The organism is Streptomyces sp. NWU339, from assembly GCF_003143855.1.
Classification (GTDB): Bacteria; Actinomycetota; Actinomycetes; order Streptomycetales; family Streptomycetaceae; genus Streptomyces.
On record NZ_QFRK01000006.1, the window covers coordinates 52,889 to 75,136 of the forward strand.

The window sequence follows — 22,248 nt, forward strand, 5'->3', positions numbered from 1 at the left end:
TCCGCATCCTGCTCCGGCTGCTGTTCGTGATGACGGTCGCGCTCGCCTCCGTGGCGACGACCACCCGCTCGTTCCTGCTGCGCGACGTCGGCCACCGGGTCGAACTGCTCGTCGCCTGCAACCCGTTCAACGTGCTGTGCGGGGAGCGTGGCGTGGCCCGGGTGTTCGGGCCGCAGAAGGGGGCGACACCCGCGCAGGTCGAGGAGTTGTCGGCGGGACTGGACACCTGGGCGCGCGTCCTCACCCGGGACCTCGCCGACCCCGGCACCGATCTGCGCCGGGGTCCCGGCACGGGTGCCTCCGGCGGGCTCGGCGCGGGGCTCGCCGCGCTCGGCGCCCGGCTGCTGCCCCGCTTCGACGTCCTGCTGCACCATCTCGACCTGGACGCCCGCCTGGCCCGCGCCGACCTGGTCGTCACCGCCGAGGGCGCCCTGGACCACCAGACACCGCGCGGGAAGGTGCCGGCGGAGGTGGCCCGCCGCGCCAAGCTGTACGGGCGGCCGGTGCTCGCCCTGGCCGGGACGCTCGGCGAGGCGCTGGCCCGCGGCGCCGAACTCCTCACCGACGCCACGGAACGCGCCCTGCGCATGATCGTCCTGGGCACCCGCCTGCCCGGCCCCGCCTCCGCCGGGCTCCGGCCCGCTGCCGCCCCGGGCGGCCCGGCTCAGGCGGACGTGTCCGGTACGCAGCGGCCGTCGACCGTGCGGTAGCTCCACCGGGCGCCGTCCCGCACGAGCTCCCTGACGGCGCGGACGAAGCGCTCCACGTGTTCGTCCGGTGTCCCCGCGCCGAAGCTGACGCGGATCGCGTCGAGGGGCCTCTCGCCGGACGCCGCCCCGGGGGCACCGCACTCGCCCGGGGTCCGCTGGTCACCGCCGAGCAGGGCGCGCAGCAGCGGGTGGGCGCAGAACAGCCCGTCCCGTACGCCGATGCCGTACTCGGCGGACAGGGCCGCGGCGAAGTGGGAGCTGTTCCAGCCGTCGACGACGAAGGAGAGCACTCCGACGCGCGGCGCGTCGTCCCCGAACAGGGACAGGAACCGCACCTCGGGCACGTCCGCGAGCCCGTCCCGTACCGTACGGATCAGCCGCTCCTCGCGGGCGGCCAGCGCGTCGAACCCGGCCTCACGGAGCGCCTCGCAGGCCGAGGCGATGGCGTGGGCTCCGATGACGTTGGGCGAGCCCGCCTCGTGCCGGGCCGCGCCGTCGTGCCACCGGACCTCCAGCGCACCGTCCTCGCGCCGGGTGACGGTGCGGCTGGCGCCGCCACCCGCGAGGTAGGGCTCGGCCTGGCGCAGCCAGTCGGCGCGGCCGGCCAGGACACCGGAGCCGAACGGCGCGTACAGCTTGTGCCCGGAGAAGGCCACCCAGTCGACGTCCAGGTCACGCACGCTCACCGCGCGGTGCGGGGCGAGCTGGGCGGCGTCCAGGACGATCCGGGCGCCGTGCGCGTGGGCGGCGGCGGCCAGCTCCCGTACGGGCCACAGCTCGCCGGTGACGTTGGAGGCACCGGTGACGCAGACCAGGGCCGGGCCGTGGGGCTCACGGCCGGCGAGGGCGTGCTCCAGGGACCGCACGGCCTGCTCCGGGCTGTCCGGGGCGTCGAGGAGGGTGACGCGGGAACCGCCGCGCCAGGGCAGCAGCGAGGCGTGGTGCTCGGTCTCGAAGACGAAGACCTGGCAGTCGTCCGGGAGGGCGGCGGCGAGCAGATTGAGCGAGTCGGTGGTGGACCGGGTGAAGACCACCTGGTCGCCCTCCCGTCGCCCACCACCGCCCTTGCCGGACCGGGCTTCGCCCGGGCTGTCCTCGATGCGGCAGTCGAGGAACTCGGCGACGGTCCGGCGGGCGTTCTCGAAGAGGTCGGTGGAGAGCCGGGAGAGATGTCCCGCGCCCCGGTGGACGCTGCCGTAGTACGGCGCGTACGCGGCCACGTCGTCCCACACACGCTGGAGTGCGGGGGCGCTGGCGGCGTAGTCGAGCGCGGCGTGGCCGATCTCGCCGCCGGTGACGAGCGGGACGGCGACGTCGCGCCCCAGGACCGGCAGCAGCGCACCGCCGAACCGGTCGCCGGCGACGGCGGGGGCGGGGACGGGGCTGACAGCGGAGACGGCGGGGACAGTGGCGACGGCGGAGACGGACATGGGTGAACTCCCGTGGAGGCAGGCGGAATCACCACGCGAGCGCGCACGGCTCGAGCGTGGGAGAGGCGAAAAAGGGGGTGCGGAGGCGGGGCTCTGCGGCCTCTTCGGGGCCATCAGAAACGCCCTAGCGCATTCGCTGGTTCACCGGGAGGCTCCCTCGAACGACCAGGACCCCTGGTGTGTCCACTCGATCGAGTGCGAGGGGTCCGCGCTTGCCGCGAGCCCTGCTGCTCGCGGCCTGGTCCTCACCCGGGGCACCCCGCCACGGACGGAGGGTTGCCGGACAGCCGGCCGGGGCCTGATGGCTGTCACTCATGACCTGGTCCCAGATCCTGCCACACGGTCCGCGACGCGCAAGGCGCGGTCCGGATCCTGGACGGTTCCGGACCGCGCCCCTGTCGCGTCGGATGCGGCCGGGCGGCGGCCGAACGGGGGCCGGCCGCCGCGGCGGCGGTTCACGCGTTGCTGACCGCCACCCAGTGCTCCAGGACCCGCTTGGCGGCTCCCGAGTCGATGGACTCGGCGGCCTCGGCCATCCCCGCCCGGATCTGCTCCGCCAGGGTCCCGGCGCCCGGCTTCAGCGCCACCAGCGCCGCCGCCGAGTTCAGCAGCACCGCGTCCCGCACCGGGCCCCGCTCGCCGTCCAGCAGCCGCCGGGCGACCTCGGCGTTGTACGAGGCGTCGGCGCCGCGCAGCGCCTCCAGCGGCACGGGCTCGATGCCGACGTCCCGCGGGTCGAAGTGCTCCTCGGTCACCTTGCCGTCCCGGACCACCCACACCCGCGAGGTGCCGGTGGTCGTCAGCTCGTCGAGGCCGTCGTCACCGCGGAACACCAGCGAGGAGTGGCCGCGGTCGGCGAACACACCGGCCATGATCGGCGCCATCCTCGGGTCGGCGACCCCGACGGCCTGGGCCCGGACCCGGGCCGGGTTGGCCAGCGGGCCCAGGAAGTTGAACACCGTACGGATGCCCAGCTGTCCTCGCGCGGCGGCCACATGGCGCAGCGCCGGGTGGAACTTCACCGCGAAGCAGAAGGTGATCCCGGCCTGCTCGGCGACCTCGGCGACCCGCTGCGGGGTCAGCTCCAGGTTGACGCCGAGCTTCTCCAGGACGTCGGAGGCACCGGACGCGGAGGAGGCGGCCCGGCTCCCGTGCTTGACGACCTTCGCCCCGGTGCCCGCGACGACGATCGAGGACATCGTGGAGATGTTCACCGTCTTGGCGCCGTCGCCACCGGTGCCGACGATGTCGACGGTCTCCCCCGGCACCTCGATCGCGATGGCGTGGTCGTACATCGCCCGGACGCAGCCGACGATCTCGTCGACCGTCTCGCCCTTGGCCCGCAGGGACACGGCGAACCCGGCGATCTGCGCGTCGGTGGCCTCACCGCGCATGATCAGGTCCATCGCCCAGGCCGTGTCGTCGGCGGACAGGTCGTGTCCGTCCAGCAGTCCGTTCAGCAGGACGGGCCAGGAGCGGTCCGCCGCGGTATTGCCTCCTGCGGGGGTCACAGCGCTCATCTGCCGCTCCTGGGTCGTAGACAGGTGTAAAGGGGGTTCACCCCCCACCTTATCCAGCCCGGAGCACGGCGAAGGGCCCCCGTCCGGTCTGCGGACGGGGGCCCCTTCGCCGTCGTGTGGCGACTTGGATGTCGTACGAGGTTCAGGTGATCAGTGGTGGCCGTGGCCGCTCGTGATCTCCCGGTACTCCTCGACGGTCGGCTTCGGGATCTGGGACCCCTCGCCGTAGTACTCCTTGCTGAGCTTGGCGCGCAGCCTCTCGGCCGGCTTCACCTTGCGCTCGACGCCGTTCTCGTCGACCAGCGGGCCGATCTCGACCGGCTCGTACTGGTGGTGCGCCGTGAGGGTGTGCAGCTGCTCCTGGCTGAGCGGCTCGTGGACCTCGATGAACTCACCGTGCGGCAGGCGCTTGATGATGCCCGACTCGCGGCCGTGCAGCACCTTCTCCTTGTCCCGGCGCTGCAGGCCGAGGCAGATCCGCCTGGTGACGATGAACGCGACGACCGGTCCCAGGAAGAACCCGATGCGGACGAACCAGGTGACCGCGTTGATCGAGAGGTTGAAGTGCGTGGCGACGATGTCGTTGCCACCACCGATCAACATGATCATGTACGCGGTGACCCAGGCGACACCGAAGGCCGTACGGGTCGGGGCGTTGCGCGGCCGGTCCAGGATGTGGTGCTCGCGCTTGTCCCCGGTGATCCAGGACTCGATGAACGGGTAGAGCGCGATCATCGCGAGGAAGACGCCGAACAGCGCCAGCGGGATGAAGACGCCCAGGACCAGCGTGTGACCCCAGAAGTTGACTTCCCAGCCGGGCATGGCACGGACCAGGCCCTCGGCGAAGCCCATGTACCAGTCGGGCTGAGCCCCGGTGGAGACCATGTCCGGCCGGTAGGGACCGATGTTCCAGATCGCGTTGATCGACACGGTCGCCGAGATGATGGCCAGCACACCGAAGACCAGGAAGAAGAAGCCTCCGGCCTTGGCGATGTACACCGGCAGGAGCGGCATGCCCACGACGTTCTTGTTGGTCTTGCCGGGACCCGCGAACTGCGTGTGCTTGTGGTAGAAGACCAGGATCAGGTGCGCCACCACGAGGCCGAGCATGATGCCCGGCAGCAGCAGGATGTGGATCGAGTAGAACCGGGCGACGAAGTCCGTCCCCGGGAACTCCCCGCCGAACAGGAACATCGAGATGTACGTGCCGACGATCGGCACGGACAGGATCGCGCCCTGCGTGAAGCGGACACCGGTGCCGGAGAGCAGGTCGTCCGGGAGCGAGTAACCGGTGAAACCGGTGAACATGCCCAGGACGAACAGCAGGAAGCCGAACACCCAGTTGATCTCACGCGGCTTGCGGAACGCGCCGGTGAAGAACACGCGCATCATGTGCACGAACATGCCGGCGAGGAAGACGATCGCCGCCCAGTGGTGGATCTGCCGGATCAGCAGACCACCGCGGATGTCGAAGCTGATGTCGAGCGTCGACTTGTACGCCTCGCTCATCAGCTGTCCCTGCATCGGGACGTAACTGCCGTGGTACACCACCTCGTTCATCGACGGGTGGAAGAACAGCGTCAGATACACACCCGTGAGGATGATGATGATGAAGCTGTAGAGGCAGACCTCACCCAGCATGAACGACCAGTGGTCCGGGAAGATCTTGCGCATGTTGGCCTTGGCCAGGGAGTAGATCCCCAGCCGGCTGTCCGCCCAGTCGGCGACCCGTTCGCCGGCCGGCGCCTTCCCGCGGGAGCGTCCCGCGCCCGATGGGTTCGTGCTGCTGGTCGTGGTACTCATCCGCGCTCCCAGAATGCAGGACCGACGGGCTCGTCGAAGTCGTCGAGCGCTTCGAGGTAGCCCTCGTCGTTCACACCGATGCGCAGCTGCGGCAGGGCGTGTCCGGCGGGACCGAAGATCACCCGGGCGCCGTCGGCAAGGTCGAAGGTGGACTGGTGGCAGGGGCACAGCGCATGGTGCGTCTGCTGCTCGTACAGGGAGATCGGGCAACCGACATGGGTACAGATCTTCGAGTACGCGAGGATGCCCTGGTGCGACCACTCGAGCGACTGCTTGTCCTTGATGTTGTCCGGCTGGATGCGGACGAGCATCAGGGCGGCCTTGGCGATCTCGTTCATGAACCCGTGCTGGTCCTCCTCCAGGCCCTCGGGCTTGGCGAAGGTCAGCGAGCCCACGGCGATGTCGGACGGCCGCATGGGCTCGTTCGTGTTCATGTTGATGAGCAGCTTGCCCTTGGACCACAGGGTGTTGCGCAGCTTGTCCTCGGGCAGCGGCCCGAGGTCACGCAGCAGCACCACTCCGGAGAGCGGGAACAGGGCGAGCGCGCCGAACATCGTGTTGCGGATCAGCTTGCGCCGTCCGAGCGCCGACTCCTTGGCGCCCTGGCGGAAGTCGTCCATGACCTTCTCGCGGACCTCGGGCGAGGCCGTGATCGGGTGCCGCTCGTCGGTGAGCTCCTGGTCCGACATCAGCGTGCGGGCCCAGTGGACCGCGCCGACGCCGATGGTGAACAGGGCGATGCCGAGGGTCGTACCGAGCGCGAAGTTCAGCGCGCCGATCCGACCGAGCGGGAAGATGAAGACCGACTTGTCGATCGGGATCGCCACGTACGCGGCGATGAAGGCGACGGTGGCCAGCATCGACACGGTGAACAGGAGGGCGACCGTACGCTCGGACCGCTTGGCGGCCCGCTCGTCGACGTCCTGGATCCGGGGCTCGTGCGGAGGCAGCCCGGGGTCGGCGAACGGGTTCTTCTCGTCCGCGACGCGGACCGCGCCGTGCGCGGCGCCCTGCTCCGCGGGCAGCTTCTCGTCGGGAGTCTCTTGGCTACTCATGACTTCCTGGCCTTTGCGGTCCGAGCGGCGACCCAGGCGGCGATCACGATCAGCCCGCCGAGTCCGAAGATCCATGCGAACAGACCTTCGGCGACCGGGCCGAGCCCGCCGAGCGCCAGGCCGCCGGGACTGTCGGTCTCCTTGCCGTTGACCGCGTTCACGTAGGCGATGACGTCCTTCTTGTTCTGCTCCGACAGTGAACCGTCGGGGAAGGAGGGCATGTTCTGCGGGCCGGTCAGCATGGCCTCGTAGATGTGCTTGGGGTCCACGTTGTCGAGGCTCGGGGCGTACTTGCCGTGCGTGAGCGCACCGCCCTTGCCGGTGAAGTTGTGGCACTGCGCGCAGTTGTTGCGGAACAGCTCACCGCCCTTGGCGATGTCGGCGCCCTCGGGGCCGTACTGCTCCTCGGTGGGAATGGCCGGGCCGGCGCCCAGGGAGGCGATGTACGCCGCCAGCTGGTCGATCTCGGCCTGGTTGTAGACGGCCTTCTTCCGCGGGAGCTGCGCGCTCTGCGAGGTGGCGGCCGGCATCCGGCCGGTGGCCACCTGGAAGTCAACGGCCGCGGCACCCACGCCCACCAGGCTGGGGCCGTCGGTGCTGCCCTGACCGCCGGTGCCGTGGCAGCTGGCGCAGCCGACGGCGTAGAGCTTCTTGCCCTCCTCGATGGCGAGGGACTGGGCGGTTTCGTCGGCCTGCGCCTTGCTCGCGGGTGCGAACACGGCGTACAGCCCCCCGGTGCATGCCAGCGCGAGGAGCAGAACGACGAGCGCCGCCAACGGGTGGCGTCGTCGTGCGGAGAGCTTTTTCACGGATTACCCCGGTGTCAGGATTTTCTGCGTCGATGCTTCTGGATAGGTGCGCTCTTCGAGCGCGCGGATTCGAGCCCGCCTACTTGATCATGTAGATCGTGGCGAAGAGGCCGATCCAGACGACATCGACGAAATGCCAGTAGTAGGACACGACGATGGCCGCCGTCGCCTGGTCATGGGTGAACCTCCGAGCCGCGTAGGTCCGGCCGAGGACCAGCAGGAAGGCGAACAGGCCGCCCAGAACGTGCAGGCCGTGGAAGCCGGTGGTCAGATAGAAGACCGAGCCGTACGGGTCGGAGGAGATGGTCAGACCGTAGTGCTTGACCAACTCGGTGTATTCCAGGACCTGACCGCCGATGAAGACCGAGCCCATGATGAACGTGACGATGAACCACGCCCGGAGCTTCTTCACGTCACCGCGCTCGGCTGCGAACACGCCGAGCTGGCAGGTGAGTGAGGAGAGCACCAGGACCGTGGTGTTCGTCGCCGAGAACGGGAAGTTCAGGGTGTCGGCCTGCTTCGACCAGAAGTCGGGTCCGGTCACCGATCGCAGGGTGAAGTACATCGCGAAGAGGGCCGCGAAGAACATCAGCTCGGAACTCAGCCAGATGATGGTTCCGACGCTGGTGAGGTTCGGTCGGTTGACCGACGGGAGCGCGTGCCCGGTGTCTACTGTCGTTGCTGTCGCCACGCCGACATTATGTCGGTCGCTTATCCCGCCCTCACCCCGGGGGGTGCCGTTCGGTGTGTTCGCCCCTCCTGCAGTGCCCGGATGGCCCATCGAAGTGACGTCCGAACCAGTGTTGACAAGCTGTCCGAAGGGGTAGCATCCGCGCCATCGGCACGCGCGGTACCGACGATGCCGAGCCCCCTCAGAAGCGTGGAGGAACAATGCAGGCGACCGCCACGGTGCTGGTCTACAGCGACAACGCCAACACCCGGGAGCAGGTGCGGCTCGCCACCGGCCGGCGGCCGGCCCCGGACGCGCCCGTCGTGGAGTTCTTGGAGTGCGCGACCGTCCCGGCCGTCCTCGAGGAGCTGGACCGGGGCGGCATCGACGTCTGCGTCCTGGACGGCGAGGCCACGCCCATGGGCGGCATGGGCGTGTGCCGGCAGATCAAGGACGAGATCTTCGAGTGCCCGCCGGTGCTGCTGCTCATGGGCCGCCCCCAGGACGCCTGGCTGGCCACCTGGAGCCGCGCGGAGGCGGCTGTGACGCTGCCGGTGGAGCCGGTGGAGTTCGCCTCGGCCCTCGCCTCCCTGCTGCGGCAGAAGAGCGCCCTGAACGCCTGAACGCACGGTCCTCACCGGCGCGGCGCTCGCGGTGGCCCTCAGGCCGGCTGCGGGCGCAGGCGCGCCTTCTCCTCCGGGGCGGGACCCCCCGCGCCGCCGCCCGTCAGGGCGCTGCCCGCGCGCCAGTCGGTCCAGCTGAGGTTCCAGTCGCCGAAGCCGTTGCCGAACGGATCCATGTCGGCGCCGCCCGAGTTCACGACCGTGACCAGGTCACCCCTGCGAACGGTGTTGTAGAACCACTCGGCCTCGCCGGTGCTCATGCCGACGCAGCCGTGGCTGACGTTGGCGTAGCCCTGGGAGCCGACGGACCAGGGGGCGGCATGCACGTACTCGCCGCTCCAGGTCACCCGGGTGGCGAAGTGGACGGGCATGTCGTACGACTCGGCGGAGCCCTCGGCTATGCCGATGGTGCTGCTGCGCATCTGCACGGTGCGCTCCTTGCCGAGGACCACCTTGATGCCGTTGCGCGTCTCGAACCCGGGTTTGCCGGCGGTGACGGGGATCGTCCTGATCTGCTTGTCGCCCTTGTAGACCGTCAGCCGGTGCGCCGCGACGTCGGTGACGGCTACGACGCGGTCGCCGGTCCTGATCGTCAGCGGTTCGGTCCTGCCGCCCCGGAGACGGTCGTTGATCCTGACGCCCTCCAGGGTGCTGCGCACCCGGACGGTGGCGTTCTCGGGCCAGTAGTCCTTCGGGCGGAAGTGGAGCTTCTTGTCGTCCACCCAGTGCCAGGAGCCCTCCACCGAGGGCGTGGAGGACACCTTCAGGCCGCGCTCCACGACGGCGCGCTGCGCGGGGTCCTCGACCGGCTCGGTCAGCTCGGCGGTGAGCGGCTGGCCGACGCCGTAGGTGCCCGCCTCGGGGCCGAAGACGACGCCCAGGCTCTTGGTGGCGGGCTTGCCGGTGGTGAGGGCGAGGACCTTGCGGCCGGGAGCCCCGTCCACGCCCTCGGTGCTCACCCGGATCGTGTAGCTCGCGTCGGCGACGAGCGGGGAGGTGCTGTGCCAGCGGCTGCCGTCGGCGGCGAGTTCACCCGCCACGTGGCGGCCCTTGGTGTCCACGGCCGTGACGTCGGTGATGCGCCCGTCGGAGTCCTCGGCGACGACCTCCAGGGGCGTGTCCGGATCGACCGTCGCGCCCTCGGTGGTGGGACCGTTGAAGGAGATCTGGTCCGCCGCGTCGTAGGGCTCGGCGGACAGCGGGTCACCGGCGGCGGAGCAACCGGCGACGCCCGCACCAAGGGCGATCACCAGCAGCGTGCAGCCGACGACGGTGCGGTTGCGCGGATCACGTCTCATGACCTCACGCTAGGGAGCCTCGTCAACTCCGGCGCGCCGGGCGACTCGAACGAGTGATGTTCGGTGTGGCAGACGCAGGGCCCGGACACTCCTGACGGAGTGTCCGGGCCCTGCGTCGCGCGACATGTGCTACTGGGTGCGGTTCTCACCGTGGTAGTACTCGAAGGTCCAGCCCCAGATGCTGGCCAGGATCACCGGCATCGCGAAGAACATCAGCCACCAGCCGATGGCGATGGACAGGAAGGCGAGGGCACCGCCGATGCCCAGGAAGAGCGGCTGCCAGCTGTGCGGGCTGAAGAACCCGACCTCGCCGGCGTCGTCGGCGACGTCCGCCTCCTTGTTGTCCTGCGCGCCCACGTCGACCCGCCGGGCGGTGAAGCCCAGGTAGAAGCCGACCATGATGCTCAGGCCGAAGGCCAGGAAGAGGGCCGTGGTGCCGGCCGGCTCCTTCGACCACACGCCGTAGACAACCGCCACGACGAGCAGGAAGAGGCTCAGCCACATGAACATCTTGCCCTGGATCTTCACTTGCCGGCCTCCTTGCCGCCGGAGAGGACCTTCTCACCGTGACCGGCGTTCTCGAGCTGGTCGAGGGCGGCGATCTCCGGGTGATGCAGGTCGAAGGCCGGGGATTCGGAGCGGATCCGCGGCAGGGTGAGGAAGTTGTGCCGCGGCGGCGGGCACGAGGTGGCCCACTCCAGGGAACGGCCGTAGCCCCACGGGTCGTCGACCTCGATCTTCTCGCCGTACTTGGCCGTCTTCCAGATGTTGTAGAAGAACGGCAGCAGCGACATGCCGAGCAGGAACGAGGCGATGGTGGAGACCGTGTTCAGCGCGGTGAAGCCGTCGGCCGCCAGGTAGTCCGAGTAGCGGCGGGGCATGCCCTCGGCGCCCAGCCAGTGCTGGATCAGGAAGGTGCCGTGGAAGCCGATGAACAGCGTCCAGAAGGTGACCTTGCCGAGCCGCTCGTCGAGCATCTTGCCGGTGAACTTCGGCCACCAGAAGTGGAAGCCGGCGAACATCGCGAAGACGACGGTGCCGAACACCACGTAGTGGAAGTGCGCCACGACGAAGTACGAGTCGGTGACGTGGAAGTCCAGCGGCGGCGAGGCCAGGATGACGCCGGTCAGACCGCCGAACAGGAAGGTCACCAGGAAGCCGATGGACCAGAGCATCGGCGTCTCGAACGAGAGACTGCCCTTCCACATGGTGCCGATCCAGTTGAAGAACTTCACACCGGTCGGGATGGCGATCAGGAAGGTCATGAAGGAGAAGAACGGCAGCAGCACCGCGCCGGTGGCGAACATGTGGTGCGCCCACACGGTCGCCGACAGACCGGCGATCGCGATCGTCGCGCCGATCAGGCCCAGATAGCCGAAGATCGGCTTGCGCGAGAAGACCGGGATGATTTCACTCACGATGCCGAAGAACGGCAGCGCGATGATGTACACCTCGGGGTGGCCGAAGAACCAGAACAGGTGCTGCCACAGCACCGCCCCGCCGTTGGACGCCTCGAAGACCATTGCGCCGAACTTGCGGTCGTACTCGAGCGCCAGGAGCGCGGCGGCCAGCACCGGGAAGGCGAGCAGGACCAGCACGCCGGTGAGCAGCACGTTCCAGGTGAAGATCGGCATGCGGAACATGGTCATGCCGGGAGCGCGCATGCAGATGATCGTGGTGATGAAGTTGACCGTGCCCAGGATGGTGCCGAAGCCCTGGAAGGCCAGGCCCATGATCCACAGGTCGGAGCCGAGGCCCGGTGAGCGGACCGCGTTCGACAGCGGGCTGTAGCCGGTCCAGCCGAAGCTGGCGGCCCCGTCCGGGGTGAGGAAGCCGCTGAGTGCGATCAGCGAGCCGAACAGGAAGAGCCAGTAGGAGAACATGTTCAGCCGCGGGAAGGCGACGTCGGGGGCGCCGATCTGCAGCGGCATGATCCAGTTCGCGAAGCCGACGAACAGCGGCGTCGCGAACATCAGCAGCATGATCGTGCCGTGCATCGTGAACGCCTGGTTGTACTGCTCGTTCGACACGATCTGCAGACCCGGCCGGGCCAGTTCGGCGCGCAGGAGCAGCGCGAGAATGCCACCGAAAACAAAGAATCCGAATGCTGTGGTGAGATATAGGGTGCCGATGGTCTTATGATCAGTCGTGGTCAGCCATGCGACGACGACTTTCCCGGGGCGCCTCCGCCGGACCGGTAGTTCGTCCTCGTAAGTGTCCGACTCGAGTGAGTCCGACGCATTGTGCACCGCCACTTTTCCGCTCCTTGCTCATAAGCTCAGAATCCCTCCGGCAGGATTCCGCAATCGCGGCCATAGTTGTAAGACCCGTACTCCGCCCGGCGCGTCGCGGTGTGTGCCGGCCGGTCGGCGACCCACGCACCGGTCGGGACGACTCTCCAGGACTGCGGGACGAGCCGCCAGGTGACGGGGCCGTTCGGCGCAGCGGGCGTCACCGCTGTGCGGGGCCGACCTCCACCGGGTCGAACGTGATCCGGGTGCGGGCTCCGCCGTCGGCCCACCCGGCCTCGATCGCCGCCTCGTCCACCCGGATCTCCCGGACCGCCTCCGACAAGGGCCCGGGGGCCGACGCGGCGGTCAGGCTCGCCAGGCTGACGTGGACGGACGTGCCGCCGGCCCGGCCGGTCAGCCGTGGTACCAGCGCCCAGCGGGTGAAGGCCGTGCCCTGGGGGCGCGGACCAGGACCGGGGCGGGACCGTCCCAGCCGTACAGGCCGTGCAGGGACGAGAGGCGGCTCGTCGGGGCCGGTGGCCCAGCCGGTGTGGGTGACACGGGAGTCCACCGGTGCCCCCACCACCCGGTGCACCCGCAGCTCGTGGCGGCCGCGGGTGAACGATGCCGGTCGTCATGACGATCGCTCGGTCACCGTGGTCGGTCCGCCGCGGTCACCTCGACGGCGAGGTCGTTGTCGACGGTGTAGTAGGGGCGCAGGACGGCTCCGCCGACCGCGGACTCCGGGTACACGCACACCGTCTTGCGGTCGGCCATGTCGTCGAGGAGCCGGCCGATCCGGACCAGCGGGGCGTCGGCGGCGGGACGGAGGAAGGCGTCCCAGACCTGGTTGCCGGCCGCCGCGGCCGTCAACTCCGCGAAGGGCACGGAGAAGTCGAACGCGTTGCCCTCGGCCCGCGGCCGGTAACCGCGCACGGTGGCCCTGTCGCCCCGTAGCCGGAGCAACACCTCTGCGTCATCGGTGAGTTCGGCGCCGTACAGGCGCGCACGGACCGTCATCGCACCGTCGGTGAGGTCGAGCCGACCGGCCTCCGCATGAGCGGTACGCAGCCAGGCCCGGACCGCGAGGAAGCCGTCCTTCGTGGCATAGGGCACCCGGACCGCCACCGGGGGCAGCCCGACCCGAAGTGTTCCGTCGACGAGCACGCGCAGGTCCCGCAGGCCGGGGCGCAGCCGTTCCCGTCCGGCGTCCGGTTCCCTCAGCAGATACGCGTCCCAGCGGCCCTCCGTGAGTTCCGGTCGCGGTGCGAGCACCGCCCGGACCTCTCCGTCGTCGCCGTGGGGTTCGAGGTCGAGGAGGTGCGCCGGCCGCTCCGGCCGGTTCTTCTTCGGCCGTGGCACCAGCGCCAGTCGGGGGCGGCCGGGCGATCGGAGCCGGAGGCGGAAGGTGATCCGGCCGTCGGTGTCGACGGTGCAGTGGGCACGCAGGTCGTCCGTGTCCCGCCGGGTGCTCATCGGCGCCCCTTCCAGAGGGTGCGCAGCGCGTCGGACGCGGCGGCGCGGGCGAGGTCGGCGGCGGCGTGGCCCCGACCGGCCAGGGCTCGGTGTTCGCGGCCGTCCTCCGGTGCGAGGCGCTGTCCGGCGCTTCGGGCCGCCACGGCTTCCCGGGCCAGGCGTTCCGCCTGCGCCACGACGGGGCCGGGCGCGTAACGGCGGGCGTTGCCGAGGGCCGCCCTGCCCATGCGGCGGCGCAGTTCGTCGTCGCGGACGAGGTCCAGCAGGGCCGCGCCGAGGGCGGTGGCGTCCCCGACCGGCACCAGTCTGCCGTCGACTCCGTCCTTGATGATCTCACCGGGCCCGTAGGGGCAGTCGGTGCTGACGACGGGCAGTCCGCACCGCATCGCCTCGACGATCGTCATGCCGAACGGCTCGAAGTCGGACGCGGCCACGCCGACCGAGCCCTTGACCCATTCCGCCTCCATGGGGGTCGCCGCGCCCATGAGGAAAACGTTGTTCCACAGGCCGAGCGACTCGATCAGGCGCCGCAGCCCGGCCTGTTCCTCGCCCTTGCCGTAGATGCGCAGCTGCCAGTCCGGGTACTCGGCCGCGACCCGGGCGAACGCCTCGATGATCAGGTCGTACCGCTTCACGGGGACCAGCCGGCCGGCCGCGATCACCAGCTTGGCGGTGCCGTCCGCGGCGGGCAGCCCGGGGTCGGGGACGCTGTTCGGGAGGGCCTCCACCCGTACCCCGGGCAGCCGCATCTTGCGCCGGTAGGCGGCGGCGTCCGCCTCCGTGACGGTGGTGAGCACGTCGAGCCGCCGGTAGGCGCGGCGCAGGACGGTACGCAGTTTCGGCGGGTGGTTGTCGAGGGTGAGGTGTTCCTGACCGACGCGTACGACGTGCTGCGGAACCTGGAGCGCGAGGTGCACATTGAGTCCCGGCCGGGTTCCGATGACCACGTCGGCGTCGATGCCCTCCAGGCACTCGACGATCCGCTGGTCGGTCAACTCGCTGTACTGGTGGTAGCGGTATTCGGCCGAGGGGAACACCTTTGCCGGTCTGCGGTGCCGGGGGTCGTCCCGTTCCCGCCTGAGATCCACCAGGGCCCGCAGCCCCACTCCGGGGTGCGGGGGGAGGTGGGGGCGCTCCCGGTGCCGTAACACGGAGACGATCTCCACGTCATGACGCTCGGCCAGTGCCGCCGCGAGGTTGAACGTGGTGGTGATCGTGCCTCCGATCCCATAGGCGTTGTGAATCAGGAAAGAGATCTTCATGGCGGACTAGACCGCCTGAAGTGCTCAGAAGTTGTCTGTTGTTATTACTTTTTTGGTGTCGGTTTCGCCTTGTCACCGCTGCCGGGAAGGGCCGTCCGAAGGGCTCGCGGCGCCCGGTGACGTGATCCGCAGGCCGGGGCGGCGCCGGTGCGCGGTCAGATAGGTCAGTCCCTCGTCGCCGGCGGCGAGACTCCGCGTGGAGCCGTGCGGCAGCCAGATCAGGGTGCCCGCGCGCAGGGACTGCGTGCCGTCGGGCGCGGTCAGCGAGCCTTCGCCCGCCAGGACCAGCAGGAGGACGTCGAGGTCGGGCTCCCGGTGGGTGTCGACCCGTCGGCCGGGCGGGAGGCGTACGACATTGGCGTCGAGCTGCCGTCCCGGCTCCGCGAGCCGCCACAGGGCGCCGGCCGGCGCGTCCTCGATCGCCGCCAGCGCTGCTGTGTCGCACAGCGTCCGCGGCAGCGGGAGGTCGCCGTCGTGCTCGGTGGCATCGTCGCCGTCTGCCGTCATGGGGTGTCACCGTCCTGTGTGCGGGGCCTCTCAAATACGAACCTAGCATGCATATTTGACGCGTCGGGAGGGCAGTGCGGCGAGCCGACCCGACCGCCACGTCCACGAACGCGATCACCGCCGTCACCACGACCGGCATCCGGCGCAGGGCCGTCCGGGTCGATGGCGGTTTCTCATCGGACATGAGCTGCTCCAGCGGTGTCGAGGCGCTCGAGAGCCGTCCGTTCCCCCGGTGGACGCCCCATCGCTGTTCCATCGAGCCCCACCGCGTCCGGAGCCTGCCGGAGTGCGGCTCGCGCCACGGGTGTGACGTGTGCGTCCGGTGGGGCGAAGGAAGGAAGAAAAGTGCGAAAACCTCGGCCGTCGGGCCCCTGGTCTTCGGATTTTGCACTGTGCAATGATCCTGCCGGGGTCCTGGTGCGAGTCGGCTGTGGTGTCGTCGGCGGGCTCCCGCACCGGAGAGGAACGAACGGACGTGACCGCGCAGCGACCGGAGAACGGCGAGACGCCGGAGGGCGGGGACGGCACCCCGTCCCTGCCGGACGAGGTCTGGCAGCGGTTCCTCACGGACAACGAGCGTGCCATTCGTGCCTCCGCCCCCGTCGAGCCCTCCGCCTCGCAGCGGGCGGCGGGGTGGCAGCCGCGGCCGGCGCGCGCCGACGCCCGCTGCGGCACGGAGGGACAGGCGGACGACACCACGGCCTTCGTCGGTGACCTGTGGCACCCCGAGGACCCGTGGGAGGGGCCGTCGTGGCGGGACCTGGACGGCAGGGCCAGAGTGCGCCGGGCCTGCCGGGTGATCGGCACGGCCGCCGCGATCGCGCTGGCCCTGGGCGCATGGTCCCTGCTGTCCACCGGGGCGGGCACAGCGCGCCAAGGGCCCGGCGAGACCGTGCTGCAGCAGTCGGAGGACATCCCCGCGGAGCTGCCCACGGCGACGTCGCCGCCGACCGGACTCGCCTCACCCTCCCCGACCACGTCGGAGGTCCGGGCGGGCTGAGGCGTCGCCGGTCCCTCGTGCCGAGTGGCCGGCGACGCGCGGCCGCTCAGCCGCCCAGCGCCGACAGGACCACCGTCCTGGCCTCCTCCTGCACCCGGCGGAGGTGGTCGGGGCCCTGGAAGGACTCGGCGTAGATCTTGTACACGTCCTCGGTGCCCGAAGGGCGGGCCGCGAACCAGGCATTGGCCGTGGTCACCTTGATGCCTCCGATGGACGCGCCGTTGCCGGGGGCCTCGGTGAGCACCGCGGTGACCGTCTCCCCGGCGAGGGTGTCGGCGGTGACCTGTGCCGGGGAGAGCCTCGCCAGACGGGCCTTCTCCTCCCTGGTGGCCGGGGCGTCGATCCGCTCGTAGGCGGGCTCGCCGAAGCGCGCGGTGAGAGCGGCGTAGTGCTCGGAGGGGGTCTTTCCGGTGACCGCCGTGATCTCGGAGGCGAGCAGCGCGAGGAGGATGCCGTCCTTGTCGGTGGTCCACACCGAACCGTCGCGGCGCAGGAAGGAGGCGCCGGCGGACTCCTCCCCGCCGAAGCCGAGGGTGCCACCCGCCAGTCCGTCGACGAACCACTTGAAGCCGACGGGCACCTCGACCAGTTCGCGCTTCAGGTCGGCGGCGACACGGTCGATCATCGCGGACGACACCAGCGTCTTGCCCACACCGGCGCCGGACGGCCACTGCTCGCGGTGTGCGTAGAGGTAGTGGATGGCGGCGGCGAGGTAGTGGTTGGGGTTCATCAGGCCGGCGTCCGGGGTGACGATGCCGTGCCGGTCGGCGTCCGCGTCGTTGCCGGTGGCGATGTCGAAGCGGTCCCGCTGTGCGATGAGGGAGGCCATGGCGTGCGGCGAGGAACAGTCCATGCGGATCCTGCCGTCCCAGTCCAGGGTCATGAACCGCCATGTGGGGTCGGTGAGCGGGTTGACCACGGTGAGGTCCAGGCGGTGCTGTTCGGCGATGCGGCCCCAGTAGGCGACGGACGCCCCGCCCAGCGGGTCGGCACCGATCCGGACGCCGGCCGCCCGGATCGCGTCCAGGTCCAGCGCGCTGGGCAGATCGGCGACGTACGTCCCCAGGAAGTCGTGGCGGCCGGTGCCGGGGGCGGTCAGGGCGCGGGCGTAGGGGATGCGCCGGACGTCCTTCAGGCCGCCGCTGATCAGGGCGTTCGCCCGGTCCTGGATCCAGGTGGTCGCCTCGGAGCCGGCGGGGCCGCCGCTGGGCGGGTTGTACTTGAAACCGCCGTCGGCGGGCGGATTGTGGGACGGGGTGACGACGACGCCGTCGGCGAGGCCCGCGGCGCGGCCCCGGTTGTGGGTGAGGATCGCGTGCGAGACCGCGGGGGTCGGCGTGTACCCGTCGGCGCTGTCGATGAGCACGGTGACGCCGTTGGCCGCGAACACCTCCAGGGCGGTGACCCTGGCCGGCTCGGAGAGCGCGTGGGTGTCGGCGCCCAGGAAGAGCGGGCCGTCGGTGCCCTGCCCCGCACGGTACTCGCAGATGGCCTGGCTGGTCGCGGCGATGTGGTCCTCGTTGAACGCGCCCGCCAGGGACGAGCCGCGGTGCCCGGACGTCCCGAACGCGACGCGCTGCCCGGCCTCCTTCGGGTCCGGACGCACGGCGAAGTACGCCGTGACCAGCCGAGCGACGTCGACGAGATCCTCGGGGCCGGCCGGGCCGCCCGCTCTCTCGTGCTGCATGTGCCCACTCCTTGGCAGGGGTTGTATGTGCGCTTGCGGACACATCCTTCCCCTTCGGGGCCGCACCGCGCGAGTGGAACCGCCCCGGATCAGATGCGTCCGCCGGTCATCCGCGTGAGAGGCCCCTGGGTGTGGCGTCCCGCACGGCGGCCCACCGCGTAGGACGCGGCGCTCAGTACGGTCAGGCCGGCGCCGACACCGGCGGCGACGAACTTGCGGTTCGACAGGACCGTCCAGGCGGTCACCGCGGTGGCGGCGACCTGCCCCGAGGTGGCGACGACCGCCCTGCGGCCCGCCTCGACTCCCCTGGCCGCGCTCTGCACGGCGCCGTTCGCCGCTTCGGCCGCGCGCTCCGCGCCCGACCTGGCCGCTGACGCCGCGTCATTCGCCTTGCCGACGGCGTCGGAGGCCGTCCGCTCGGCGGGGGCGGTCGCCTTCTCCGTGGCGTTCCGGGCCTTGGACGCGGCGGTCCGGGTGGAGGTGGTCTTCTGATTCGGGCTCTTGTTCTGTTCACTCATGGAAACCGACTTGCCGCTGAGCCCCACGGCAAACCCGCCCGGTCGCCCGGACCGGTCCGCGCGGGCGACGCCGGGATGCGTTCCAGGACACCGCCCGCGAACACGTCGTAGAGCGGCAGTGTCTCCAGGTGGACGTAGCCGATGTGGCAGTCGCAGCTGGTGAGGGGGCAGGCCCGGGGGCCCAGTGCCCGCCGGTAGGTGCCGTCGTAGAGGTTGCCGAGCTCGGCGCGGACGAAGTGGCAGCGGCGGACCGTGCCCTCCCCGTCGACGGAGATCACCGACTCCCCGGTGCGGCAGGGCCGGCCCGCGCTGGCGTGGGGGCGGCGGCTGTAGCCGAACAGCGGATCCAGTGCCGTCCACACCTCCGCCTCGACGTCGTCGTACGTGTGGCCCTCGGCGGCGTTGACCCACAGGTACACCCGTTCCGGGAGTTCGGCGCGCAGCCGCCGGGCGGGTTCCAGGTGCTCGGGCAGGCCGGCGACGCCGACGCCCGTACCTCGATACGGCTGGTCCTCCTGGACGCGCTGCTCGGGCAGCACGACGCGCCGTGGCTGGCCGCCCTGGACGGCGGCGCCGGGTCCCCGCTCGCCGGACTGGCCCGGGTGTGCCGCAGCGCCGGCTGGTGGTGGCCGTTCGAGAAGGTGGCGGTGGTGTGCGAGCGTCCGGTCGCCCTGCACCGTGACGAGGCGGGCCGGCTGGACCACGGCGACGGCCCGGCGTTGGAGTTCCCCGACGGCTTCGCCCTGTGCGCCTGGCGCGGCATGCCGGTGCCGCGTGCCTTCCTGAAGGAGCTGCGCACCCTCACGCCGGAGCGGATCCGGGCCGAGGAGAACGCCGAACTGCGCCGGGTGATGCTCGAGTACTACGGCTACGACCGCTATCTGACCGACTCCGGGGCCGAGCCCGTGCACCAGGACGAGACGGGCACGCTCTGGCGTGTCGAACTCGTCGGCGACGAGGCGGTCGTGATGGTGGAGGTCGTCAACTCCACTCCGGAGCCCGACGGTACCCGTCGCACGTACTGGCTCCGGGTGCCGCCGACGACGCGGACCGCCCGGAAGGGGGTGGCCTGGACGTTCGGTGTGGCCCCCGAGGCGTACGAGCCGCTGAGGCAGACGTGAGTCCGCACAGGTGTCCACAGGGCTGAGTCCGTCCTCCAGGGGGTAGGCGAGGAGAACAGCAACGCCGAGGACGACAAGGGCGCAGGCCCGTGGAAAGGAGCCCTCATGCCCGGCATCGTGGAGCGCATCAAGCGGTTCGCCAGGAGCCCCCAGGGGCAGCGCGCGACCGAGCAGGTACGGCGTGCCGCGGCCGACCCCCGGCGCCGTGCACAGGCTCAGCGCCTGCTGAGCAAGCTCCGCGACCGTCGCCCTTGACCGTGTCCCCCGCCCTTCCGCACGCGCCCGCGGCGACGTCCGGCCGATGGGAGCGGTGACGCCGGCGGAGGGCTGGGCGGGACCCTTGCGTGCCGGGTCGGCCGGTCCGGCATACGATCGGCCGACCCCGATCCCGCAAGGAGTTCCGCCCGGTGACCGCCGTCCTCCCGCCGCCCCGCACACCCGTCGGGCTGTTGCGCCCACGCTGCCTGACCCGTGTCGAGGACGGCGAACGACTGCACGCCTTGCTGTGGTTTCCGGGGCCGGGCCTGCGGATGATCAGCAGCGCGGTACTGGGCGGCGGCATCGGCGAGCGGGCCTGGGTCCTCAACGCCCAGGTCTCCCACGGTTATCGGCGCACCGACCCCGACCGGCACCTCGCCGCCCTCGCCTCCGGGGCAGGCGCACGCGGTCCGGGAGTGGGACTGATGACGGCCGCAGACGTCTCGTCGTACGCCCGCGCGCACGACGGCGGCGCGGAGGCGGTCGTCACGTCGGGCATCAAGGTACGCGGCTGGGCCGCCGCTCCGGCAGCTGGCACGGACGGCACGGACGGCACAGGCGCTCCGGGCACGATCAACATCGTCGTCGCCGTGCCGGTGCCGCTCACCGACGCCGCCCTGGTCAACGCGGTGGCCACGGCCACGGAGGCAAAGGTGCAGGCCCTCCTGGAGGCGGGTCACGACTGCTCCGGGACCCCCACCGACGCGGTGTGTGTCGCCGCCCGCATCCCCCGCCCCGGCGAGGAGCCGCAGGCCTTCGCCGGGCCCCGCTCCCTGTGGGGCGCCCGGTTGGCGCGGGCCGTTCACCGCGCCGTGCGGGAGGCCACGCCCGCACCCTGAGGCCGATGTCGCGGCTGATCCAGGAATCACCCGTTCCTCCGGGCGGCCACCCGGTCGGCTTCCCCACCAGCGCCCAGCAGGCCCGTGTGCCGCATCGGGTCCTCGGCCTCCAGGCGGGCCAGCTCCCGCCGCGCGACCCGCAGCACCACGGGCGGCAGCGCGGCGCGCGCCGCCTGAGCCAGGCGCAGCCAGCGGGGCACGTACACGGCCGTACTGCGCTGCTCCACTGCCGCTGCCAGCCGGGCGGCGACCTGGTCCACCGGGTACACGCGCCGGGCGGGCGGCGGCATCCGGGCGCGCAGTTCCCGCAGCACGGGGTGCTGGTCGGCGTCACGGATCATGTCGGTGTCGGTCCAGTTCAGGTATCCGATGCCCACGGCCACGCCGTGGTGCGCCACTTCGGCCCGCAGCGCGTGGGCGAAGGCCTCCACCCCGGCCTTGGAGGCGCAGTAGGCGCTCATCATGGGGGCGGCGCCGATCGAGGCGAGCGAGGCGACCTGGTGGTAGTAGCCCCGCGTCGCCAGCAGGTCGGGCAGGAAGGCGCGGGCCGTCGCCGCACTTCCCGTCAGGTTGACGTCGATGACCCGGCGCCAGTCGGCGGGATCCGAGGTGGCGAACGGGCCGCCTTCCGCGACACCCGCGTTCGCCACGACGACGGACGGTGTGCCGAGGCGCGTGCGCACCAGTGCGGCGGCATCGCCGAGGGCGGCATCGTCGGTGACGTCGACCTCGCAGACCAGCGCCGCCGTGGGCAGGCCGGCCGCCACCGACGTCAGTGCCGCCTTCTCGTGACCGAGCAGGGCGAGCCGGGCCCCTCGCCGGGACAGGTCGCGTGCCAGGGCCGCTCCGACTCCCCGCGCGGCGCCGGTCACCACGACGGTGCGGCCGTGGAGCGGGTTGGCGTTCATGGCCCCTCCCTCCGGGATGCTCGGGTGCGGTCCGCGCGATTGCGCTCCTCCGTCCGCACCCCGGGATCCGGGGTGGTGTCGGGACGGGCGGTGTGGTCGGGGTGACCGACGGTACGGCGGGCTTCCTTCATCTCCGCCTCGTAGAGGTGGTCGTGCCCTTCGGCGAGTTCCTCGACGGCGGCGCGTTCGAATTCCCTGAACGGCTCGTAGTACGTGTGGTCGTAGGCCTCGACGATCTGGAACGTCCAGTGGCCGGGAATCACGTTCCGGCCAAGGACCTGTGTGCGCACCGCCTCGGCCCATTCCGGGTGCCCGGCCTCGCGAAGAAGCTCGACCGCCCGGTCCAGTTCGAGGTCGGCGGTGCCGGTGAGCTGGTGGAAGCTGTAGAGGTGGCCCCGGGCGCGCTCGGTGGTCTCCAGCGCCTTCGACAGCGACCCCAGGGCTTCCACGGTGGCGCGGCTGACGCCTTCGGGGCGCTGGTGCGCGCGGTCGGGACCGTCGTCGTGACGGGTCATCGTCTCGC

At 71.1% G+C, this 22,248-nt stretch carries 22 protein-coding genes, 1 pseudogene and 1 riboswitch; of the genes and pseudogenes, 6 read left to right on the top strand and 17 right to left on the bottom strand.

The features are described from left to right. Positions 1–41: 41 nt before the first annotated feature. Positions 42–710 (top strand): annotated as a pseudogene (locus tag DIZ27_RS09590) (glycerate kinase); the annotation flags it as partial. On the opposite strand, the gene DIZ27_RS09595 reads toward DIZ27_RS09590, so the two are convergent. The 6 genes from DIZ27_RS09595 to DIZ27_RS09620 form a co-directional block, all read right to left on the bottom strand. Continuing rightward, positions 665–2,140, bottom strand: a complete 1,476-nt coding sequence (locus DIZ27_RS09595) for an aminotransferase class V-fold PLP-dependent enzyme (protein WP_109377916.1) — start codon at positions 2,138–2,140, stop codon at positions 665–667. The pseudogene DIZ27_RS09590 and the gene DIZ27_RS09595 sit on opposite strands and share 46 nt — an antisense overlap. Positions 2,141–2,343: 203 nt before the next feature. Further along, positions 2,344–2,460: riboswitch (SAM riboswitch) on the bottom strand. Between the two features lie 135 nt (positions 2,461–2,595). Beyond that, the gene (gene trpD, locus DIZ27_RS09600; protein ID WP_109377917.1) at positions 2,596–3,660 is read right to left on the bottom strand and encodes an anthranilate phosphoribosyltransferase; all 1,065 of its coding nucleotides are present in this window, start codon (positions 3,658–3,660) and stop codon (positions 2,596–2,598) included. 150 nt (positions 3,661–3,810) lie between these two features. Beyond that, positions 3,811–5,463, bottom strand: coding sequence for a cytochrome bc complex cytochrome b subunit (locus DIZ27_RS09605; protein ID WP_109377918.1), 1,653 nt, complete (start codon positions 5,461–5,463; stop codon positions 3,811–3,813). Further along, on the bottom strand, positions 5,460–6,518 hold the full coding sequence (locus tag DIZ27_RS09610) for a ubiquinol-cytochrome c reductase iron-sulfur subunit (protein WP_109377919.1): 1,059 nt from the start codon (positions 6,516–6,518) through the stop codon (positions 5,460–5,462). The genes DIZ27_RS09605 and DIZ27_RS09610 overlap by 4 nt, the downstream gene beginning before the upstream one ends. Next, complete coding sequence (locus DIZ27_RS09615; protein WP_109377920.1) at positions 6,515–7,327, bottom strand: c-type cytochrome; 813 nt, start codon at positions 7,325–7,327, stop codon at positions 6,515–6,517. The genes DIZ27_RS09610 and DIZ27_RS09615 overlap by 4 nt, the downstream gene beginning before the upstream one ends. A 79-nt stretch (positions 7,328–7,406) precedes the next feature. Next, positions 7,407–8,018, bottom strand: a complete 612-nt coding sequence (locus DIZ27_RS09620; protein WP_109377921.1) for a heme-copper oxidase subunit III — start codon at positions 8,016–8,018, stop codon at positions 7,407–7,409. A gap of 200 nt (positions 8,019–8,218) precedes the next feature. Here DIZ27_RS09620 and DIZ27_RS09625 point away from each other — a divergent pair, with 200 nt between their 5' ends. After that, complete coding sequence (locus tag DIZ27_RS09625) at positions 8,219–8,620, top strand: hypothetical protein (protein ID WP_109377922.1); 402 nt, start codon at positions 8,219–8,221, stop codon at positions 8,618–8,620. Positions 8,621–8,658: 38 nt separating this feature from the next. On the opposite strand, the gene DIZ27_RS09630 is transcribed toward DIZ27_RS09625, so the two are convergent. The 7 genes from DIZ27_RS09630 to DIZ27_RS09660 form a co-directional block, all read right to left on the bottom strand. Beyond that, positions 8,659–9,918 carry an Ig-like domain-containing protein gene (locus DIZ27_RS09630; protein WP_109377923.1) on the bottom strand — a complete coding sequence of 420 codons (1,260 nt, stop codon included), beginning with the start codon at positions 9,916–9,918 and terminating at the stop codon, positions 8,659–8,661. Positions 9,919–10,047: 129 nt separating this feature from the next. Beyond that, positions 10,048–10,446, bottom strand: a complete 399-nt coding sequence (locus DIZ27_RS09635; RefSeq protein WP_109377924.1) for a cytochrome c oxidase subunit 4 — start codon at positions 10,444–10,446, stop codon at positions 10,048–10,050. Beyond that, the gene (gene ctaD / locus DIZ27_RS09640) at positions 10,443–12,173 is read right to left on the bottom strand and encodes a cytochrome c oxidase subunit I (protein WP_109377925.1); all 1,731 of its coding nucleotides are present in this window, start codon (positions 12,171–12,173) and stop codon (positions 10,443–10,445) included. Before ctaD ends, DIZ27_RS09635 begins: the two co-directional genes overlap by 4 nt. A gap of 196 nt (positions 12,174–12,369) precedes the next feature. Beyond that, positions 12,370–12,720: a hypothetical protein gene (locus tag DIZ27_RS09645; RefSeq protein ID WP_146228922.1), complete on the bottom strand. Its 351-nt coding sequence runs from the start codon at positions 12,718–12,720 to the stop codon at positions 12,370–12,372. Positions 12,721–12,800: 80 nt separating this feature from the next. Next, the gene (locus tag DIZ27_RS09650; RefSeq protein WP_109377927.1) at positions 12,801–13,625 is read right to left on the bottom strand and encodes a transferase; all 825 of its coding nucleotides are present in this window, start codon (positions 13,623–13,625) and stop codon (positions 12,801–12,803) included. Continuing rightward, the gene (locus DIZ27_RS09655) at positions 13,622–14,887 is read right to left on the bottom strand and encodes a glycosyltransferase family 4 protein (protein ID WP_109377928.1); all 1,266 of its coding nucleotides are present in this window, start codon (positions 14,885–14,887) and stop codon (positions 13,622–13,624) included. The genes DIZ27_RS09650 and DIZ27_RS09655 overlap by 4 nt, the downstream gene beginning before the upstream one ends. A 72-nt stretch (positions 14,888–14,959) precedes the next feature. Continuing rightward, positions 14,960–15,394 (bottom strand): AraC family ligand binding domain-containing protein, encoded by a 435-nt coding sequence (locus DIZ27_RS09660; RefSeq protein ID WP_109377929.1) that lies wholly within the window; start codon positions 15,392–15,394, stop codon positions 14,960–14,962. Positions 15,395–15,869: 475 nt separating this feature from the next. Between DIZ27_RS09660 and DIZ27_RS09665 the strand changes: the two genes are divergently transcribed. Then, positions 15,870–16,394, top strand: a complete 525-nt coding sequence (locus tag DIZ27_RS09665) for a hypothetical protein (protein ID WP_109378093.1) — start codon at positions 15,870–15,872, stop codon at positions 16,392–16,394. Positions 16,395–16,440: 46 nt separating this feature from the next. Here the strand turns inward: DIZ27_RS09665 and pgm are convergent, their stop codons facing one another. After that, positions 16,441–18,081 (bottom strand): phosphoglucomutase (alpha-D-glucose-1,6-bisphosphate-dependent), encoded by a 1,641-nt coding sequence (gene pgm, locus DIZ27_RS09670; protein WP_109377930.1) that lies wholly within the window; start codon positions 18,079–18,081, stop codon positions 16,441–16,443. 89 nt (positions 18,082–18,170) lie between these two features. Further along, positions 18,171–18,599, bottom strand: coding sequence for a hypothetical protein (locus DIZ27_RS09675; protein ID WP_109377931.1), 429 nt, complete (start codon positions 18,597–18,599; stop codon positions 18,171–18,173). 143 nt (positions 18,600–18,742) lie between these two features. On the opposite strand from DIZ27_RS09675, the gene DIZ27_RS09685 reads away from it, so the two are divergent. The 3 genes from DIZ27_RS09685 to DIZ27_RS09690 all read left to right on the top strand — a co-directional run bounded on the left by DIZ27_RS09685 (position 18,743) and on the right by DIZ27_RS09690 (position 20,817). Then, positions 18,743–19,720, top strand: coding sequence for a DUF6745 domain-containing protein (locus DIZ27_RS09685; RefSeq protein ID WP_375231947.1), 978 nt, complete (start codon positions 18,743–18,745; stop codon positions 19,718–19,720). 105 nt (positions 19,721–19,825) lie between these two features. After that, positions 19,826–19,975: a hypothetical protein gene (locus DIZ27_RS45625; protein ID WP_181383461.1), complete on the top strand. Its 150-nt coding sequence runs from the start codon at positions 19,826–19,828 to the stop codon at positions 19,973–19,975. A gap of 152 nt (positions 19,976–20,127) precedes the next feature. Beyond that, on the top strand, positions 20,128–20,817 hold the full coding sequence (locus DIZ27_RS09690) for an adenosylcobinamide amidohydrolase (protein ID WP_109377932.1): 690 nt from the start codon (positions 20,128–20,130) through the stop codon (positions 20,815–20,817). A gap of 26 nt (positions 20,818–20,843) precedes the next feature. Here DIZ27_RS09690 and DIZ27_RS09695 read toward each other — a convergent pair whose 3' ends face one another. Together DIZ27_RS09695 and DIZ27_RS09700 are read right to left on the bottom strand one after the other, a co-directional pair. Next, on the bottom strand, positions 20,844–21,725 hold the full coding sequence (locus DIZ27_RS09695; protein ID WP_109377933.1) for an SDR family oxidoreductase: 882 nt from the start codon (positions 21,723–21,725) through the stop codon (positions 20,844–20,846). Further along, complete coding sequence (locus DIZ27_RS09700; protein WP_109377934.1) at positions 21,722–22,240, bottom strand: hypothetical protein; 519 nt, start codon at positions 22,238–22,240, stop codon at positions 21,722–21,724. The genes DIZ27_RS09695 and DIZ27_RS09700 overlap by 4 nt, the downstream gene beginning before the upstream one ends. Between the last annotated feature and the right edge of the window lie 8 nt (positions 22,241–22,248).

Excerpts from the sequence above, each read along its gene's own strand:
- DIZ27_RS09595 (WP_109377916.1), bottom strand. The coding sequence starts at position 2,140 with ATGTCCGTCTCCGCCGTCGCCACTGTCCCCGCCGTCTCCGCTGTCAGC.
- trpD (WP_109377917.1), bottom strand. The coding sequence starts at position 3,660 with ATGAGCGCTGTGACCCCCGCAGGAGGCAATACCGCGGCGGACCGCTCC.
- DIZ27_RS09605 (WP_109377918.1), bottom strand. The coding sequence starts at position 5,463 with ATGAGTACCACGACCAGCAGCACGAACCCATCGGGCGCGGGACGCTCC.
- DIZ27_RS09610 (WP_109377919.1), bottom strand. The coding sequence starts at position 6,518 with ATGAGTAGCCAAGAGACTCCCGACGAGAAGCTGCCCGCGGAGCAGGGC.
- DIZ27_RS09625 (WP_109377922.1), top strand. The coding sequence starts at position 8,219 with ATGCAGGCGACCGCCACGGTGCTGGTCTACAGCGACAACGCCAACACC.
- DIZ27_RS09630 (WP_109377923.1), bottom strand. The coding sequence starts at position 9,918 with ATGAGACGTGATCCGCGCAACCGCACCGTCGTCGGCTGCACGCTGCTG.
- DIZ27_RS09650 (WP_109377927.1), bottom strand. The coding sequence starts at position 13,625 with ATGAGCACCCGGCGGGACACGGACGACCTGCGTGCCCACTGCACCGTC.
- DIZ27_RS09655 (WP_109377928.1), bottom strand. The coding sequence starts at position 14,887 with ATGAAGATCTCTTTCCTGATTCACAACGCCTATGGGATCGGAGGCACG.
- DIZ27_RS09660 (WP_109377929.1), bottom strand. The coding sequence starts at position 15,394 with ATGACGGCAGACGGCGACGATGCCACCGAGCACGACGGCGACCTCCCG.
- pgm (WP_109377930.1), bottom strand. The coding sequence starts at position 18,081 with ATGCAGCACGAGAGAGCGGGCGGCCCGGCCGGCCCCGAGGATCTCGTC.
- DIZ27_RS09675 (WP_109377931.1), bottom strand. The coding sequence starts at position 18,599 with ATGAGTGAACAGAACAAGAGCCCGAATCAGAAGACCACCTCCACCCGG.
- DIZ27_RS45625 (WP_181383461.1), top strand. The coding sequence starts at position 19,826 with ATGCCCGGCATCGTGGAGCGCATCAAGCGGTTCGCCAGGAGCCCCCAG.
- DIZ27_RS09695 (WP_109377933.1), bottom strand. The coding sequence starts at position 21,725 with ATGAACGCCAACCCGCTCCACGGCCGCACCGTCGTGGTGACCGGCGCC.
- DIZ27_RS09700 (WP_109377934.1), bottom strand. The coding sequence starts at position 22,240 with ATGACCCGTCACGACGACGGTCCCGACCGCGCGCACCAGCGCCCCGAA.